The organism is Pontibacter sp. MBLB2868 (assembly GCF_051904785.1).
Classification (GTDB): Bacteria; Bacteroidota; Bacteroidia; order Cytophagales; family Hymenobacteraceae; genus Pontibacter.
The window spans coordinates 2,153,113-2,172,362 of record NZ_CP196710.1; the positions used below are offsets into that span (position 1 = coordinate 2,153,113).

Here is a 19,250-nt window from a genome sequence, read left to right on the forward strand (position 1 = left end):
CGAACATAGTGTTCAATACTGAACACTATCAATGCCTAATAAACCATTCATTTTAACCTTAATTTATTGACTATCAATTAGTTAACAACCTGGCACTTGTTTTGGATTCTTAGTTCCTGAAATAACAAAATGGCACTATGGATCGAGAACTTTCTACCTCAACAAAAAAAGCCCGCAAAAGACGAACACTTTGGCAGATCTCTTTAGCAGTTGCTGTAGTGGTTATAGCCATAATAGGGTTCAGGAGCCTGATAACACCAAGTATCGACAGAAATGAGCTTCGTACCGCTTTTGTTGAACAGGGCCCTGTAGTTGCTACCATAACAGCATCCGGTATTGTTGTGCCGGAGCATGAACAAGTGATCACCAGCCCAATCCAGGCACGTATCGAGCAGGTACTGTATACTGCAGGCCAGGAGGTGAACCCCGGTGACCAGGTACTATTGCTTGACAGGTCTTACACCCAACTAGCCTACGATAAACTGAAGGATGAACAACAGCTGAATCAGCATAAAAGCGTACAGATGGGGCTTGAACTGGACAAAAAGCTGAACAGCCTGAAGTCGCAGCTCGCAATCAAACGCATGCATGTTAAAAGCCTGCAGGCACGGCTGGAGGATGAGCGTTACCTGTTAAAAATAGGTGGCGGCACTACAGAACAAGTCAAACAGGCAGAACTTAACCTTAGCATAGCTCAACAAGAACTGGCACAGCTGGAACGTGACATTACCAGTGAAAAAGAGCTTTTAAAAGCTGATGAGCAGGAGCTAAAGTTTAAGCTGGCTATGCAGGGCAGGTCAATCGAGGAGCTCGAACGCAAAATGGAGCAGGCAGAGATCCGTGCCACCAGCCCCGGGGTAGTTACCTGGGTTAAAAGCGAAATAGGCAGCAATGTTAACTCCGGCGATGTTATTGCCAAACTGGCTGATCTAAGTAGTTTCAAAATCAAGGCCACCGTATCCGACGCGTATGCAGACCAGCTTCAGGTTGGTAGCGAGGCGACGGTACGCGTGAACGATACAGATCTGAAAGGTACTGTTTCCTCAATAGAACCAACCGTATCAAGTGGCACTGTCGCATTTTACATTGCCCTCGCGAAAGAAGCCCATGAGCTGCTACGCCCGAATCTCCGTGTGGATGTGTATGTGATCACTGCCACCAAGCAACATACACTTCGCGTGAAAAATGGCCCCTACTTTTCCAGTGCTGATAATAACCAGGTATTTGTTGTGCGTGATAATGAAGCCATCAGGATACCTGCACGAATTGGTGTGAGCAATACGGATTTTGTAGAACTGGAGGATGGGATACAGGTTGGTGACGAGTTGATCATATCTTCTATGAAAGATTATGAGCAGATGCGAAAAATCACGCTGAAGTAAAGTTTATACTATCGATACTAACCATATTTCCTTGCAGGATTACAAAGCCTAACATAATAAAACTATGAATTTCCGATCTGTCTACTGTTTGTTGTTTGTGTGTTTTGCACTGTTCTGTCGCCAAAGTATAGCCCAGCCTGCTACAAGGCAACTAAGCCTGCAGGAGGTGATTACTTTGGCACAGGAACAGTCTACGGAGGCAAAGCGGGTCGAAACCAGCCGTGAGAACAGTTACTGGAAGTGGCGCAGCTTCCGTTCAGGTTATCTTCCACAGCTTAGCCTGCAGGGAACCCTGCCTGATTTTAGTCGCACCATTACACCTGTAACACAACCTGATGGTAACATCGAGTTCAGGCCGGTTTCCTATAACAACTCCGATCTGGGCCTTACGCTTAGCCAGGTAATCAGCCCAACTGGAGGACGGGTTTTTGTTACGTCGCTCATGCAGCGTTTTGATGATTTTGATCGCTCACAAACACGATATAACAGTAATCCCGCAATTATCGGCTTGGAACAGCCTCTTTTTGCTTACAACTCCCTCAGTTGGACCAAACGTATAGAACCACTCCTGTTTGAGGAGTCGAAGAAGCAGTTTGTAGAGGACCGGGAACAGATTGCCGTAAGAGCCACTGAATTATACTTTGATCTACTTCTGGCGCAGGTAAACCAAAGTATAGCATCCAAAAACCTGGCTAACAACGATACTTTATACAAGGTAGCCCAGGAAAAGTATCAGCTAGGCCGATTATCAAAAAACGACCTGCTGCAGTTGCGCCTGGCCGTACTGAATGCTGACCTGGCACAGGCACAAGCCGCACTGGATGAGCAGACCGCCGCCCTGGCACTGAATAACTACATCGGAATCAAAGACCAGTACCGCATTAACTTACTCGTTCCTGAGGCCATACCCATGGTGGACATCCTACCTGAATTAGCTCTGACAGAAGCCAAAAAGAACAGGAAAGAAAGTATAAGCTTCAGAAGAAGGCTATTGGAAGCTGAGAGCCAGGTAGCCAAAGCACATGGCGACAATGGCCTGAACGCAAGTCTTTTTGCATCCTTTGGTCTTACTGATCGTGGCGAAACTTTTTCGGATATTTATCGGCAGCCAGACAACCAGCAACGTGCGCGCATCGGTTTTTCAATGCCTATCCTGGACTGGGGCCGTCAACGATCCATTACCAAAGTAGCGGAGCTGAACGCACAACTGGTGGAATACACAGTCAGCCAGGAAGAAACGAATTTTGAGCAGGCTGTTATCACCCAGGTTAACCAGTATAATATGCTCCGGAATCGAATAAAGACTACAGCCGAAGCCGATGCCATTGCCGCAGAACGTTACCAGATCGCCAAAAACACTTACCTGATCGGGCGCATCAGTATTACGGACCTAAACATTGCATCGGCAGAAAAAGACCAGGCCAGGCGTGCTTACATTGCATCATTAAGTGAGTTTTGGGAAGCATTTTACAGCTTGAGGCAACTCACACTTTATGATTTTGAGAAGCAGCTCGCCATTGTAGCAGAAACTCCTTTGACTAAATAGCCAATACCTGATTATTAGAAATAAACATTAATTACCATTTCAAAAGACATACTATTTAAATCTATAAACTATGATCTCACTAGCAAACATCGAAAAGGTCTACCAAACCAAATCCATTGAAACGGTGGCCCTGCAAAACGTAAACCTACATGTGCCGAAAGGAGAGTTTCTGTCGATAATGGGGCCTTCGGGATGCGGTAAATCCACGTTGCTTAACATTATGGGCTTACTGGATGTGCCCTCGGGAGGACTTGTGGAGATAGACGGAAAACCAATCCTGTCTTATAAAGACAAAGAACTAGCCCACATCCGCAACGAGAAGATTGGGTTCGTTTTCCAGAGTTATCACCTGGTAAACGACCTGAGTGTACTGGATAATGTGGAGCTGCCCTTGCTTTACAGAAAAGGAATCTCAGCTTCAGACAGGACCCAAAGAGCTAAAACAGCCCTGGAAAAGGTTGGCCTTAGCGCCCGTACCAAGCACTTCCCGAGTCAACTTTCCGGTGGTCAGCGCCAGCGGGTAGCCATAGCACGTGCGCTGATCGGTGAGCCACAGATCATACTTGCCGATGAGCCAACCGGTAATCTCGATTCTGTTATGGGTGAGGAGATCATGCAGATACTTCTTGACCTGAACCGCCAGGATGGCACTACGATCGTGATGGTGACGCACGATGAGAATATGGCCCAGAAAACAGAACGCCTGGTGCGTTTCTTCGATGGACAGCAGGTTTCTGATGCAAAAGTGTTTGCTAACATCCAGCCCGTATAGCCATGTTGAAAAATTACCTTAAAATTGCCTGGAAGGTGCTCTTGCGACGCAAGTTTTTCACCTTCATCAGCCTCTTCGGCATCAGCTTTACGCTTATGGTGTTAATGGTGGCTACCTCCCTATTTGATCATACTTTCGGGCCGCAGATGCCTGAACGCGACACTGATCGGCTGCTTTTTGTGAACATGTTGCGCGAGGAAATGAAAGAGGGCTACTCAAACAGCGGACCGCCTAGCTACTACTTCCTCGACCGCCATGTACGCACCATGCAAACGCCTGATAAAGTTTCTATTAACTCGATGCCTTTCCAGGTAAACAGTTACGTCAACAACCGCAAGCTGGCATTGGATATAAAGTATACGGACCAGGAGTTCTGGGACATCCTCGACTTCAACTTTCTGGAGGGAAGCGCCTTTAGCCAACAGGATGTAAAGAGTGCCCATCGTGTAGCCGTCATCAACGAGAATACGCGCAAACAGTATTTCGGCGACGCCAAGGCCATTGGAGAATACATTGAAGTGGACCAGGTAAAGTATAAAGTGGTGGGTGTGGTAGAGGATGTGCCCGTGCTGCGCATTCAGTCGTATGCCGACGTGTGGGTACCGGTTACGCTCAAAAGCCAGGACTTTAGCAAGCCAGGCCTGCGAGGTACCTATTTCGCTACAATCAAGGCCCGAAAAGCTGCTGACATACCCCAGATCAAGGCAGAGTATGCTGCTATGATAAAAGAAGTGGAACGCCAGCAAGGGCAGAAAAATATCCGGCTATCCTCTTTCCCGGATACTTTTCTCGAAAGTATCGCACGCGCCTTTTTAGGTGGCGGTAAAGAGCCTGCCATCGGCATTTTGTACAGCATTCTGGCTGGCCTGGCCCTGCTTTTCATGCTGCTGCCCACCATCAACCTGGTCAATATCAACATCAGCCGCATAATGGAGCGTTCTTCAGAGATCGGCGTTCGCAAGGCTTTTGGCGCCACTTCCTCCTCCATTATCGGGCAGTTTATCATTGAGAACATTTTTCTGACGCTGCTGGGAGGCTTGCTTGGGTTTATACTTTCGTCAGGGGTGCTGTGGCTCATCAACGACAGCGGGGTTATTTTGTACGCCGACCTGGGGCTTAACCTTCGCGTTTTTGGGATGAGCCTGCTGCTTTGCCTTGTGTTTGGTTTGATTTCCGGAGTTTTTCCGGCCTATAAAATGTCACGTTTACACGCCGTTGAGGCACTGAAAGGAGGATCGAAATGATACGCCATTTGTTTAAACTGATCTGGAACCGGAAGAAAAGTAACTTCCTTCTGATCACCGAGATATTTTTCTGCTTCCTTGTATTGTTTGGGGTTTTAAGCTTTATCATCTACAACGTTCGCAACTATTCTAAACCTGTGGGCTTTCAGCATGAAAACGTATGGCTCCTGACGATGCGGCCAAACACAGATTCTACTGCTCAGAACAGGCAGCAGTTGGAGCAGGTATTACAGCGTGTCAGGGCATTTCCGGAGGTAAAAAGTGCTGCCCTCACCAGCAGCAACGCCCCCTTTTCCTTCAGCCAGATGATGAACACCCTTTCGTACGGAAACAGGAAAGATGTGCAGGCCAACGAATATGAGGTGCAGGATGATTACAAAGATGTGCTGCAGCTACAAGTGATACAGGGCCGTTGGTTTGGTCCCCAGGACGATGCATCCCATCACGAACCGATCGTGATCAACCGCCTGATGCAGCAGCAACTTTTCGGTGAGGAGGAACCACTGGGTAAACTGGTACCTAAAAACGATTCAGTAAACTACCAGGTAGTGGGCGTTTTAGACCACTACAGGAGCGACAGTGAGTACGCAGCTGAATCTCCGAGCTACTTTAGCCGCATTAACTTGCAAAAGAACAAAAACGAATTTCGCAATGAGCTCCTGATTTCTGTTAAACCGGGCACGGGCACAGAGTTCGAAGAAAAAATGGTACGTCAGCTCTCAGGCATTGGCAAAGATTGGGCCCTGGAAGTATCGACACTTGAAAAAATGCGTCAGAATAAAGAGAAACTGGCCCTGGTGCCCATGATAGTACTGGGGCTCATCTGTGGTTTCCTGATCTTTAATGTGGCGCTGGGCCTGTTCGGGGTGCTATGGTACAACATCAGCCGCCGCAACGGCGAGATCGGGTTACGCCGTGCACTGGGAGCCGCTTCCGGCCAGATCTACTGGCAGTTTTTAGGTGAGGTACTGGTATTAACTACTTTTGGCTTGCTGCTGGGTACATTCTTTGCCGTGCAGTTTCCGCTGCTGCAGGTGTTCCAGGTAGATTCGGAGGTTTACTTTATAGCCTTGACAAGCGCTGCTGCCCTGATTTACCTGCTCACTGCGGTCTGCGCCTTCTACCCAAGCCGGCAAGCGGCATCCATACAGCCAGCCACTGCTCTGCACGAAGAATAACATAAAAAATTACCGTAAATATTTTAACTTTATACTTGATAAAGCTGCTGCTAATCCACCTATCATGATCTTGATTATTGATGACGACATTGCCATACGCGCCTCTCTGAGTCTGTTGCTAAAGCAACATGGGAATAAATCCCAGGAGGCGTCCAACCCGGAAGAGGCACTTGCCCAGGCACAACAATACACTTTCCAGTTGGTGATCATGGACATGAATTTCTCCATTGATACAACAGGTCATGATGGGCTGGGTCTGCTACAGCAGTTCAAGAAACTGCACCCCAGCCTCCCTGTCATACTGATCACAGGATGGGGTTCTATAAACCTGGCCGTGGAAGGCATGCGACTAGGAGCATCTGATTTTATAACAAAACCCTGGAGCAACGACTATCTGTTACAGTCGGTGAGAACAGCCTTAAGCTTGTCTGAACAACCCGTTGAAGCAGAAAGCGCACTCTCACGCAAAAAACTGGATCAGCAGTTTGATTTTGGTCATATAGTTGGTCAGGACCCACAGTTGCTGCACATCCTGAAAAGGATTGGGCAGATAGCTCCAACCGATGCCTCTGTGCTGATTGAAGGGGAAAGCGGCACTGGCAAGGAGTTAATTGCGGAAGCAGTGCACCGGAACAGCCACAGGAAATCTCAACCCTTTGTAAAAGTTAACCTTGGGGGCATCTCCTCTTCCCTTTTTGAAAGTGAGATGTTTGGCCACAAGCGCGGCGCTTTCACTGACGCGAAAGCTGATCGTATCGGCCGCTTCGAGATGGCAAATAAAGGCACTATTTTCCTGGATGAAATAGGCGAACTGGATATGAGCAGCCAGGTTAAACTGCTGCGGGTACTCCAGGACCGAACCTATGAAATGCTGGGAGACAGCCGCACACGTAAATTAGATATCCGGGTTGTTTGCGCCACTAACAAAGATCTGGCACAACTAGTGGAGGAGGGCAAGTTTCGGGAAGATCTTTACTACAGAATAAACCTGATCAAAGTAAAGCTTCCGGCGCTGCGGGAGCGGGAGGAAGACATCCCGCTGCTTGTTCAGTTCTTTGTTGATAATTTAAAACACACCTACCAACAGCCCCAGTTAAAAGTGAGCCAGCGCGCTTTGCAGTGGTTAAAAGACCTGCCCCTGGCAGGAAATATTCGGGAACTGAAAAACCTGGTGGAGCGAACCGTTTTAGTAGCTGAGCGCGATGTGCTGGAAGCTGAAGATTTTAAGGCACAGGCACAACAGGGGCCATCAAAACCTGGTGACAAGGCCTTACCTGCCGTAGGCACCATGACACTTGATGAAATAGAAGCGTCCATGATCAAAAAATCAATGGCCTTTTACCAGAACAATATTAGCAAAGTTGCCAAAGCTTTGGGACTGAGTCGTGCCGCCCTATACCGCCGACTCGATAAATTCAACATCCCTTATGAAACTGCGGAGTAAGTTCATACTTTTCGCCGTTTTTCTGCATACCCTGCTAGTTGTGCTGGCATGGTTTGTACTGCAACAAAACAAGTACCTGTTCCTGGGCATGGAGCTCCTGATCCTGTGTTCTGTTTTTGTTACTTTTCAACTATACAGCTCTTTTTTCAGGCCGCTTAAACTAATCAGAGCAGGTATAGAGTCCATCAGAGACAAAGATTTTTCTACTAAATTCATGGCTGTCGGCCAGGAGGACCTCGATGACCTGGTGAATGTGTATAATCGCATGATCGATCAGCTACGTCAGGAGCGGGTGTCGCAGGTAGAGAAGCACCTCCTTCTAGAAAAGCTCATCCAGGCCTCCCCTGCTGGCATTATGTTACTCGGTTTTGACAACCAGGTTGAGAGTGTAAACCCAGCAGCAGAGAAGTTCCTGGGTAAGCCCCAAAGTCAGCTGGTGGGTTTACACATTAATTTCCTGCCAGAGGACTGGGCAGAGCAATTAAGGAGTTTACGCACCGGGCATTCTGTTACGTTTCGCATTAACGGCACCTGGACCTACCGCTGCCACAGAGCACAGTTTTTAGACAGGGGGTTCCAGCATTATTTCATCCTGATCGAAGAATTAACAGAAGCTATACTTCAAAACGAACGGCAAGCCTATGAAAAAGTGATCAGGGTAATGTCGCATGAAGTAAATAATACCACGGGCGCTATTAACTCTATACTTGGCTCGCTTCAATATTATGCCCCACAGCTGAATAATGAAGATCAGGAAGATTTTGAGCATGTGCTGCAGGTGGCCAGCGACCGCAACACGAACCTTAGCCGGTTCATGGCTAACTTTGCTGAAGTTGTAAAGCTGCCGCAGCCTAAAAAGGCTATTGCTGATGTGCACGCCTTACTTTTCGACCTCCACAGACTTTTAAAACCTGAGTTGGAGAACCGCGATATCCGACTGAACTGGAACCTCGACAATGAACCGCTCTTAGTGGAACTGGATCAAAGCCAGATGGAGCAGGTGTTATTAAATATCTTAAAAAATGCTGTAGAGGCAATCGGCAGGAATGGTGATATTCTGGTTGTTACGCATGCACTTCCTCCACAGATCATCATCCAGGATAGCGGAGAGGGAATTTCTCCTCACGTCCGGTCACATCTTTTTACGCCATTCTTTACCTCAAAAAAGAACGGACAAGGAATTGGACTTACAATGGTGCGCGATATTCTGGTGAATCATGGCTTCTCCTTCTCTCTGTCTTCCACCGATGGCCCCACACGGTTCATTATAAATCTTTCCTCATAATTAGATTTACTAATGCCTCAGTTGCTGCTTAACTACCAGCTCAATACATTAAGTATAACTAATTCAACATATGAAGCTTATTTCAAGCAATTTCATATAACTATACCAATATAACGCTAAATATTAAAAAGAATGTAACCCCATTCGCCATTTTTCCGTACCGCTTCTGCGGTTACTTTAGATATTTTCTCTACATTGTATCTACAGTTAGTAGATACATTATTATGGAATACAATATTATTGTTGCGCCAAACCTTGAAGTTTTGGCAACAGAGGTAGCTGGTTTTATACCAATGGGTTGGAAATTGAAAGGTGGTATTGTGGAGCATTTAAATGGTTTTGCTCAGCAGTTAATACGCCATCCAGGAGATTTGAAACGTCTTCAGCGCAGGCAGGAACCCTCAAAACAAAATAAACAGAGGCGTACAAGATGGATTGAGTAGCTGACCACTAGTTATCAACCAAAGGAGGGCCATTTCAGTAGCAACTTTTGATGAAGATGCTTTTGAAATGGCTTTTTTATGTCCTCTAAATATGCCCCTCTCTTTCTCTATTACTTATATTCTTTTCTTTTCTGCCAGCGCCATCAGACCCGTTCAGCGCACCTTTCTTGTGAAGGGATTACTACTAAAACTCTACATGTAAGCACTATTCAAGTATATAATATTAATTTATCATAATATTCTAAGGAATAAGAATCTTTTTTTCCTATCCTAAGTATACATTGCTGAACCAATTTATATGCACCCGTGTGGGATGGGTTTCCTATACATCGTCCGCACGGCTGGCTTACAAATAGCCTTCATCAATCATCCTTAAAAATCATATATGAGAAAGATTCTATGCTATCTCCTTCTTTCTATTGCTATTACCTCCTGTATATCAAAGAAAGAGTTGGTTTATATGCAGAATGAAAAATTTAAAGAAAATACACCTACGCTTTTTAAAACTTCTTACCAAGAGTACCAGTTGCAACCAAACGACGTGCTGTCAATCAAGGTATTGAGTGTGCAGCCTGAGTTAACGGAGCAATTTAACATCATCAACCCAAACAACGCTTTTGGTATTTCTGGTCCGAGCAGTTTGTATCTGAGCGGATACTCCATTGATAAAGAGGGAAATATCAGGTTACCAATTTTGGGTGAGGTAAAAGTTACAGGCCTGACTCCAAACCAGGCAGAAGAGCGAATCCAACGTGACCTGGACAGGTACATTAATGACGCGACTGTAGTCCTGAAGCTTATTAGTTTTAAAATCAGCGTGTTAGGAGAAGTTCGTAATCCGGGTTATTTCTATGTATACAACGAACAGGCAAACCTGCTGGAAGGCCTGGCAATGGCAGGAGATCTGGCACAAGGGGCTAGTCGTGAAAATGTAAAATTAATAAGACAGACACCCCAGGGTTCTGAGGTGATCCTGCTTGACCTAAAGGACCCGAACCTCGTACAATCTCAGTACTACTTCCTAAAGCCAAACGACGTGCTCTACGTAGAGCCACGAAAAACACAAATAAAACGAGACAACCTGGTGGTTGTCAGTGCAATATTAGGTGTAATATCAACAGCGGCTTTGTTATTAAATTTTGTTAAGTAAACCAATGAAGAAGCCAAATAAAGAACATGAAATTGACCTGAAAAGCTGGTTATTCAAGTTTAGATCAAGATGGTACTTATTTGCGGCATTCACTTTTATTGCTTTGGCCGCAGCATATGTCTATGTAAAGAGCTCTCAGAGTATCTACTTATTTCACTCTACTATTTTATTAGGAGATCAGGAAACCGGTTCTAAAAAGGCCCAGGAACTTCTGGAGATCCTGCATGTGCAGAACAAAGGCATTAAAGTGGAAGATGAGATCGGGCTTATAAAGTCTGCCGACATGATTAAAGCTGCCCTGCACAAACTGGACTTTTCTACTTCATACTTCATTGTACCTGATCATTGGCTAAATACTGGCTTCGACATTATTGTACAAGAACAATATGAGAACACGCCATACATTGTAAAGCTCGATAGCGCAGGCACACAATTAGTTGACATTGCTTTTAAAGTTAACATCCTCAACGACAAGGAATATGAACTGACAGTGGAGGGTGAAAATGTACCTCGTTACAACTTTCAGAAGCATGAGGTGCTGGGGTATGTACCAGAAATTTCCTTTAAAAAGGTGTTGAAGTTTGGTGAGCCTTATGCCGATAATAACATGCACTTCACTATAGTTCGTGCACAGGATACAAACATAGCAAAACCAGCTAAAAAGCTGTATTTCGTCCTAAATAGCATCGACAGCCAGGTAAGTCAGCGATTGGCTTCCCTGCATATCGAACCAATTGAGCGGGAGTCGAGAGTATTAGAGCTAAGTTCAAAAGGTACTATCCCGGACAAGGAGATTCTCTTCCTTAATACGCTCATGCAAACCTATGTAGACCGTGACCTGGAAGAGAAGAACCAGAATGGTCGCAAAACGCTGGCCTTTATTGATAGCCAGATCGCTACCCTTACAGACTCCCTGGCGCAAAGTAAACAAGCCTTGTCAACTTTCAGGTCAGCAAATAAGATTTCGAATATTGATGTGCAATCAAACAGTGCTTATGAGCGGTTACAGCAGTTGGAGATAGAAAAGGCTAAGTTAAATACGGACAAGCAGTACTATGCTACTATCCTGTCCGAAATTAAAGATAATGAAGGTTTTACAGAAGCTGTTTCCCCTGCCGTGGCAGGAGTGCAAAACCCTATTCTGTCTAACCTGTTTATGGAGCTCTCTACGCTAAACAACCAGAAGGCCGGTTACAAAGCAAGTGCTACCCAGATCAACCCGATGTTGAAAGAAGTAGACGGTAAAATTGCCAGTGTTAGAAAAGCCATTATCGCTAACCTTGAGAACATGGTGTCTTCAGCTGATATCTCCATCCGCGATGTAGACAAGCGCATTGGAGCACTGGAGGCTACACTGGCAAAGCAACCGGAAAATGAGCGCCGCTTGGCAGACCTGAAAAGCCAGGCTGCTTTTGTAGATAAGAAGTATGATTTCTTACAGGAAAAACGCGCTGAAGCCGCTATCTCACTAGCCACCAATACAACAGATAAAAAGATTGTAGATAAAGCTTCGTTCTGGGGGAATGGCCCTGTAAATGCAGCACCCCGCATTATTTATATGCTGGCGTTGGTTATCGGCTTGATAATACCTGCTGCCTACATCGTGTTGCTTGAGAACGTGGATAACACAATCCAGGGCAAAAATGATATCAGTTCAATCACAAATATCCCTTTCCTGGGTGTGATCGCGCATGGTACCAAATCGGATAAGCTAGCTGTAAAAAACAACCCTAAATCTGCTATTGCAGAGTCTTTCAGGTCGATCCGGATCAACCTGCAATACCTGCTGGCCGAGACTGATTTTAAGGTGATCGGGGTGACATCCTCTATTTCTGGTGAAGGCAAAACATTCTGTTCTGTTAACCTGAGCAATGAACTGGCACTTTCTGGCAAGCGAACTGTATTGATAGAATCTGATATGCGCAAGCCAACTTTCAGCAAATACTTTAACGTGAGCGAAGAAGTTGGACTGTCATCCTACCTGGGTCATAACCTGCCCCTGGTGGACGTGATACAGAAAACAGAACATGAGAACCTGGATATAATTCCGTGTGGCCCTATTCCGGATAATGCAATCCATCTACTGGAACAGCCACGTATGCAGCAGCTTATACAGGAGCTTAAAAAGACTTATGACTACGTAGTTATTGATACACCACCAATCGGTTTTGTTTCTGAATACTTCATTTTAATGAAGCACATGGACACCAACCTTTATGTTGTGAAGCATAAGTATACCAACAAAGACCTGCTTAACCAGATAAATGAACTGCACGCTTCTAAAAAGATCAAGAACATATACATTGTGATCAACGATCTTAACTACGACAAAACCTACGAGTATGGGTACAAGCGTAAGGCAAGCTACTACTATGTCTAGGCTGTAGTCAAAGCACTCATACATCAAAACCAATAGCACCCCTTCGATTTTAGAAGGGGTGCATTTAGTACAATATAATAAGCAGTTTTAATGAGCAAGGGCTTAGCATCGAAAGCTTTTAGTGGATTAAAGTGGACTTCAGCCTCCACTGTAGCCAATGTGGTTATGCAAATTGGCTATACATCAATTATGGCAAGGCTCCTGGAGCCCGAAGCATTCGGTTTGGTAAGTTTATCGACGGTTATACTTGGTTTTGGCAACTACTTTGCGAATATGGGCCTTAGCCAGGCTATTATCCAAAAAGAGATCCTTACTAAAGAAAATATCAGGGCAGCATTCACAACAGCTGTCTGCCTGGGGGTAATTTTCACCATAATCACCTGGTTTATAGCGCCTGCCGCTGCCCTCTTTTTTGATAATACTGAGGTGGTTCCCATTGTCCGCATCATGGCTGTTTCTTTTATGCTCAATGGGCTGTCTTCTACAGCTGTAAGCCTGTTACAACGCGAAATGCGTTTCAAAGCTCTCGGAATTGTAGAAACGATATCCTATGTTGTGTCCTATCTGGGCGTTGGAGTAGTATGCGCCTACATGGGGCTTGGCTTCTGGAGCTTGGTCTACGCCACTCTTACACAGGTAGCCTTAACGGCCCTAGGGTCTTATATCATGGTGCGGCATTCAGTTTTCCCGGTATTTTCATGGGAAGCTTATAAACCACTTTTCAACTACGGAAGTAAAATGTCCTTCCTGGGCATACTTGAATACATTTACTCGCAATTGCATATCATATTAGTGGGTAAAGTACTAGGTATGCATAAGCTGGGGATCTATACCAGGGCAAATATGCTGGTACACCTGCCTATGTATAACATAACACGTACCTTATCAAAGGTAATCTTTCCTTCATTCAGCAAATTGCAGAACGAGATGCAAAAGCTTGGAAAAGTTTACCTTTCCAGCATTACGTTACTGGCCTCCATCCTGATACCTGTTTGCCTGGGTATTCTGGTAGCGGCCCCTGAACTAGTGTATGTACTTCTGGGCAAGCAGTGGAGCGAATCCATTCCTGTACTGCAGGTGCTGAGTTTAGCGATCCCCATAGGTTTCATTACCATGTTCTCAGGTATAGTATGTGATGCTAAAGCAGAGTTAAACCTGAAAATGACAATTACGGTCATTTATATAGTTGTGCTTATCGGTTTGTTTATGCTATTGAAGCAATATGGCATTGTCGGGTTTGCTCTCGCTGTTTTCTTCGGTGAGATAATTCGCATGGCCCTTTATCAGTATGCCATGAAACGCATTCTGAGCCTTAAAATCAGCAGCCAGCTTCGTTGTTATATTCCCGGGGTAGTTAATGGTTTGGTGATCGCCGCGGTTGTCTACCTGCTGAGCACCTTTTTACGTGATACAGAATTGCCAATGGCAGTTATCCTGGCATGCCAGATCGTTGCTAGCGGGATATTGTTTTTAATACTTACCCTCCTGTTCCCGCATAAGGTGCTCCGCGCCGAAATAGGGTTAGTGCTAAATAAGATTGGTTTAAAAGCCGACTCATCCAGCTATTATGGCAGGATGATCTACAGGTACAAGAAAAATTTAGTTGAAGAGCCTGAAGGGGTTTAGAGAAGTATGAAAGAGACTCTTACAATTGGAATATCCGGACCTATTAACTTGCAGCTGCTTAACTGGCAGTACAAGAATGAGGACCTGCCGGAAACAAATGAATTCCCGCTTACATCGCACCTAATAAATGCATTGCTTAAGCGTGGCTACAACGTTATTGGCTATACTAATTCTAATACCATCGCAGAGCCACTGGTACTACAGGATGGTAACCTTACAGTGTGCATCGGCAGAACCAAGCCACAGCCCGGACGCAGAATTTTTAAGTTTGAGCGTGAGGAGCTAAAAATGCTGATGCTGAACAATCCGGCGGATGTTATTTACGGTTTCTGGAGCTATGAATACTCTTGGGCGGCCCTGGACAGCGGGATTCCTACCATTGTGAGCGTACATGATATTGCAAGACGTATACTTCTGACACAGCCTGATATCTTTCGCTTTGTTCGCTGGCTAATGAATTTTGTAGTAGTTCATAAAGCAAGCCACCTGGCCCCAAATTCCAGTTACACTTATAAGCAACTCTCTAGGTCGGACCAGAAAAAGGCATTGATCATCAATAACTTTTACGCTTCTGATTTTGAAAAAAGCATTCCTAAAACCACACATCGTGAAAATTGCATTGTTTCAGTTTGCATGGGCTTCACGAAGCGAAAAGGGGTGCCAGTCTCGCTGCAGGCGTTTGCGCTATTGCGAGAGAAATACCCTGACCTTGAGTATAGGTTAATTGGCGTAGGCATGGAACAAGGTGGCGAGGCACACCAATATGCAGCGCAGCATAATATGACAGCAGGAGTAAAATTTATGGGCAGCTTGCCCATCGATCAGGTCCTGCAGCAGGTGGCACAGGCGAAAGTATTGGTACATGCCTCTGTCGAAGAGTCTTTTGGCATGGCCGTGCTAGAAGCAATGGTTATGGGTACTCCGGTGGTAGGTGGCGACAAAAGCGGCTTTATACCTCAGTTGCTCGATAACGGTAAAGCAGGCCTGCTATGCGATATTTCTTCTCCTGAAGCCATTGCCGATACCACTGACCGCCTTTTGTCAGATAATGCATTTGCACAGGAGATAGCTACAAAGGCAGCTGAGTTTGCGAAAACAAATTTCTCAGAAGATGTCGTAATAGAGCAGTTTCTGGAGTATGTAAGAAGCCTGCTCCACAAGAACAAAATACACAAAGGAATAGAAGAAGTAGCACGTGAGGTGGCATAACCTTGGTCGTATAAATTTTAGTTTATCAAATAAAGCATGAAGCTTAACTACAGCATCTTGTTCGCAGCACCTATTTTCCTCATCATGATCATGGATACCATGTTCCTGGAGATGATGGCGCCTAATAACGAGGCAGCTCAAGGTAGCTATTTATCTATTCTGGTTAAGCTATCAGCCATGATCTCGATGGGGTACAGCTTGTATAACATCAAGTATATGTCACCGTTTTTACGAGTAATGTTTGTGCTTACCCTACTATATGTTGTCGGAATGGTGTTTGAGAGTCTCCTGAAATACAATACCCCGATGATCTACCCACATGTATTTCAAAAAATCTTCTTCTTCTTCTACATCTACTTTATCTATACTTTTTACAAGAAGAACGAGTATCTCAATTTGCAGCATGTTGTCTGGTTTATACTAATAGGCTTTCTGCTAAACGTGGTGCTTATCCATCCGGATTCCCTCAGCTTGTCGGCGTTCACGAATCACGAGCGCGGGGTATACGCCACTTCTATCTACATGCTGGTTATCCCGTTTTTGTATTTCATGAGCAAATACCTGTTCAAGGGAGGCCTGTTTACTATGATAATGGCGTTCTTCGTGCTTTTCCTGATCATCTTCTTCCAGCACCGAACAGTATGGATATCAACTGCTTTTATACTCTCCGTGTACATACTGCTGGTAAATTTCAAATCAAAAACGAAAGTCAATTTTAAGAAACTGATTCCCCTGTTCTTAGTGATAGGGCTATTAGGAATTATCAGCAGTGCCTTTATTTTCTCTATCCATCCTGAAATTATAGAGAAGTTCCAGGAGAGTGTTTCCGATATAGAAAACTATGACAAACAGGGCACAGGAGGCTGGCGCTATCAACAGCTTACCTCATACCTGCCATTCGTACAGGATAATTTTGTCTGGGGTATGCGCTTTGAGGGTTTTGAGCTCCCGATCCAGTTTTACCGCGACGACATAGATCAACCTGTTTTTGAAGGAGGAAATGGCCATCACTTTCACAGTTTCTACCTGGATGTACTTTTTTACATCGGATTTGTGGGGCTGATGCTCTTCTGGCTTGTGAAATTTTATGGTATAGGTAAAGTCTTCAAAAAGAAATACCTGAACCAGGAGCAGATCGTGCTCATGGCCTTTATCAGTAGCGGCTTTGTTTTTGGTTTGTCATATGTTTTGCCATACTTCTTTTATGCCATACTTGGCCTCACACTGGCCTACCTGGACTCAGACGATGATGAGCAAAAGACGTTTTTGCAGGATTTTGCAAAACGCCGAAACGAACGAATTGCCAGTAAGCGCCTGCAACTAAAAAGCAGTAAACTACTGGTAACATCTTCTCAAGAATAGCAGTATTATAATACTGCAAAACCCTTATATAGTATGCGTACTACTGACCCTAATGAAACTCTGCACACTCCGGTGCTGCTGATCATATTTAACAGACCCGACACCACAAAAAAAGTCCTTGACCGCATCCGGCAGGTAAAGCCAAAAAAGCTTTATGTAGCAGCGGATGGTCCGCGGGCACATGTTGCCTCTGATGCCGAGAGATGCGCCGAAACACGACGCATTGTAGAGCTGGTTGACTGGGACTGCGAGGTGAAGACTCTTTTTCAGGAAAAGAACCTTGGCTGTGGGGTGGCTCCTGCTAAGTCCATTTCCTGGCTCTTTGAAAATGAAGAAACCGGCATTATCCTGGAAGATGACTGCGTACCATCAAAAAGTTTTTTCTGGTTTTGCCAGGAAATGCTCGAGCGGTACAAACACGACACCCGCGTGATGCACATAAGTGGCAACAACTACCTGGATGGCTGGCGCCGTGATAACGACTATTCCTATTACTTTTCTGATAAAGTAAACAGCTGGGGCTGGGCTACCTGGCGCCGTGCCTGGCAGCTATATGACTTCAACATTACGAATTACCCGGAACTGAAGCAGAAAGGTTATCTGAGCGGACTATTCCTTAATAAGCTGGAAGAAACTTATCGCCTAAGCAAACTTGAAGAAACCTATACAAACATTGAAAAAGGTGATGTGTGGGACTATCAGTGGGAGTTTACAGTTTACAGTAACTCAGGTCTTTGTATTGTGCCGGAGGTAAACCTGGTCCGGAATATCGGCTTCGGGGAAGATGCTACCCACACATTCAATTTACACGATAAAAAAGCGCAGGTACACGAGCAGGAAATAGCATTCCCGCTCCGTCACCCCAAATTTGTGATCCGCGATGTTGAGTCAGACCGACGAAACTTTAACAAGATGATGCGGGACAAAGCAAGCGCAAAACTGAAAGCCATTTTCAGTTTTAGCCTATAATTACAACCCTATGAAGTTACTTTTATCAGCATACGCCTGTGAACCTAACCGGGGAACTGAGTTAGGCAATGGATGGAACTGGGCTATAAACACGGCTAAGCTTGGGCATGAGGTGTGGTGCCTTACAACTGTAGAGGGCAAAGCCAGTATTGAAGCGGAAGTAGATAAACTTGCCATGCCTAATCTGCACATTGTATTTGTGGAGCTACCAGCATGGATCGACAAAGCATTTGAGTATCACCTGGGCTTTTACCCCCATTACCTTTATTGGCAGCAACGTGCTTACCAGAAGGCCAAAGAGCTTGACAAGGAAATAGATTTTGACCTGGTGCATCATGTGACTATCGGAAGTCTGCAACTCGGAACAGCCCTGTGGCGCCTGAATAAGCCTTTGATTTTCGGTCCGGCGGGTGGTGGACAGGAAGCCCCTAAAGCTTTCAAAAAGTATTTCTACCGGTGGTGGAAGACGGAAGTACTCCGGTCCTGGATCAGTAAGCTCTTACTTCTTGTGAACCCGGATGTAAAACAAACGATGCGTCGGGCCTCACTGGTACTCACAACGAACCAGGATACTTTTGAAATGGCAAAGAAACTTGGCACCTTAAATCCGCAATTATTTTTGGACACCAGCTTGCCAGAAGACTTTTATCCTGCAGTTTATCCTGAACGGACACCTGGCAAAGAGTTTAAAATACTCTGGGTTGGTCGTCTGTTTGCACGCAAGGGTTTGCCCCTTGTTCTGGAAGCACTCAGCCATGTGAGGTCGGATATCCCTTTTAAATTAACCATACTGGGTAACGGCCACATGCACGACATGGTGCCACAATTAATTGATGCATATAAGCTAAAGGATAAAGTTGAATGGAAAGGTCAGGTGCCCTGGGAGGAGGTGAAACGCGCATATTCAGAAAGCGACCTGTTTATGTTCTGTAGCTTGCGCGATTCGTCCGCAGCTCAGTTTCTGGAAGCGATGGCCTATGGTTTACCTGTACTCACACTAGACTTGCATGGCGGAAAAAACCTGGTACCAGACAACGCTGGCATAAAGGTACCCGTAACAACACCTGAGCAAACCGTTCAGACACTGGCCAGGTCTGTAGAGAAATTATATGATAACCCAACTATACGCGTACAAATGGGGAAAGAAGGATATAACTTCTCAAAGTCTCAGACGTGGCCACTAAAAACGAAACACATCGATGAGTTTTATGCTAAATACAGGTTATCAAAATCCGTAGAACTCACTGAACAATACTAGCC

15 protein-coding genes are annotated in these 19,250 nt (G+C 45.2%); all 15 read left to right on the forward strand.

Annotated features, from left to right (window positions below; all coding sequences use genetic code 11):
- Positions 1-137 precede the first annotated feature (137 nt).
- The 15 genes from ACSX1A_RS09225 (at position 138) to ACSX1A_RS09295 (ending at position 19,248) form a co-directional block, all read left to right on the forward strand.
- Positions 138-1,382, forward strand: coding sequence for an efflux RND transporter periplasmic adaptor subunit (locus tag ACSX1A_RS09225; protein ID WP_439883340.1), 1,245 nt, complete (start codon positions 138-140; stop codon positions 1,380-1,382).
- Between the two features lie 64 nt (positions 1,383-1,446).
- On the forward strand, positions 1,447-2,928 hold the full coding sequence (locus ACSX1A_RS09230; protein WP_439883341.1) for a TolC family protein: 1,482 nt from the start codon (positions 1,447-1,449) through the stop codon (positions 2,926-2,928).
- Positions 2,929-2,998: 70 nt separating this feature from the next.
- A complete protein-coding gene (locus ACSX1A_RS09235; protein ID WP_439883342.1) occupies positions 2,999-3,700 on the forward strand; it encodes an ABC transporter ATP-binding protein in 702 nt (233 codons plus the stop codon).
- Between the two features lie 2 nt (positions 3,701-3,702).
- Positions 3,703-4,944: an ABC transporter permease gene (locus ACSX1A_RS09240; protein WP_439883343.1), complete on the forward strand. Its 1,242-nt coding sequence runs from the start codon at positions 3,703-3,705 to the stop codon at positions 4,942-4,944.
- Positions 4,941-6,122 carry an ABC transporter permease gene (locus ACSX1A_RS09245; protein WP_439883344.1) on the forward strand — a complete coding sequence of 394 codons (1,182 nt, stop codon included), beginning with the start codon at positions 4,941-4,943 and terminating at the stop codon, positions 6,120-6,122. Before ACSX1A_RS09240 ends, ACSX1A_RS09245 begins: the two co-directional genes overlap by 4 nt.
- Before the next feature lie 64 nt (positions 6,123-6,186).
- Positions 6,187-7,566, forward strand: coding sequence for a sigma-54-dependent transcriptional regulator (locus ACSX1A_RS09250; RefSeq protein ID WP_439883345.1), 1,380 nt, complete (start codon positions 6,187-6,189; stop codon positions 7,564-7,566).
- Positions 7,550-8,851, forward strand: a complete 1,302-nt coding sequence (locus ACSX1A_RS09255; protein ID WP_439883346.1) for a sensor histidine kinase — start codon at positions 7,550-7,552, stop codon at positions 8,849-8,851. The genes ACSX1A_RS09250 and ACSX1A_RS09255 overlap by 17 nt, the downstream gene beginning before the upstream one ends.
- Positions 8,852-9,075: 224 nt before the next feature.
- Positions 9,076-9,294: a hypothetical protein gene (locus tag ACSX1A_RS09260; protein ID WP_439883347.1), complete on the forward strand. Its 219-nt coding sequence runs from the start codon at positions 9,076-9,078 to the stop codon at positions 9,292-9,294.
- A gap of 385 nt (positions 9,295-9,679) precedes the next feature.
- Entirely contained in the window at positions 9,680-10,444 is a 765-nt protein-coding gene (locus ACSX1A_RS09265) for a polysaccharide biosynthesis/export family protein (protein ID WP_439883348.1), read from the forward strand.
- 4 nt (positions 10,445-10,448) lie between these two features.
- Positions 10,449-12,824: a polysaccharide biosynthesis tyrosine autokinase gene (locus tag ACSX1A_RS09270; RefSeq protein ID WP_439883349.1), complete on the forward strand. Its 2,376-nt coding sequence runs from the start codon at positions 10,449-10,451 to the stop codon at positions 12,822-12,824.
- 90 nt (positions 12,825-12,914) lie between these two features.
- Positions 12,915-14,450: a lipopolysaccharide biosynthesis protein gene (locus ACSX1A_RS09275; protein ID WP_439883350.1), complete on the forward strand. Its 1,536-nt coding sequence runs from the start codon at positions 12,915-12,917 to the stop codon at positions 14,448-14,450.
- 6 nt (positions 14,451-14,456) lie between these two features.
- A complete protein-coding gene (locus ACSX1A_RS09280; protein WP_439883351.1) occupies positions 14,457-15,659 on the forward strand; it encodes a glycosyltransferase family 4 protein in 1,203 nt (400 codons plus the stop codon).
- A 36-nt stretch (positions 15,660-15,695) separates the two neighbouring features.
- A complete protein-coding gene (locus ACSX1A_RS09285; protein ID WP_439883352.1) occupies positions 15,696-17,021 on the forward strand; it encodes an O-antigen ligase family protein in 1,326 nt (441 codons plus the stop codon).
- Positions 17,022-17,054: 33 nt separating this feature from the next.
- Entirely contained in the window at positions 17,055-17,990 is a 936-nt protein-coding gene (locus tag ACSX1A_RS09290) for a nucleotide-diphospho-sugar transferase (protein WP_439883353.1), read from the forward strand.
- Positions 17,991-18,000: 10 nt separating this feature from the next.
- Positions 18,001-19,248: a glycosyltransferase family 4 protein gene (locus ACSX1A_RS09295; RefSeq protein WP_439883354.1), complete on the forward strand. Its 1,248-nt coding sequence runs from the start codon at positions 18,001-18,003 to the stop codon at positions 19,246-19,248.
- The last annotated feature ends 2 nt before the right edge of the window (positions 19,249-19,250 follow it).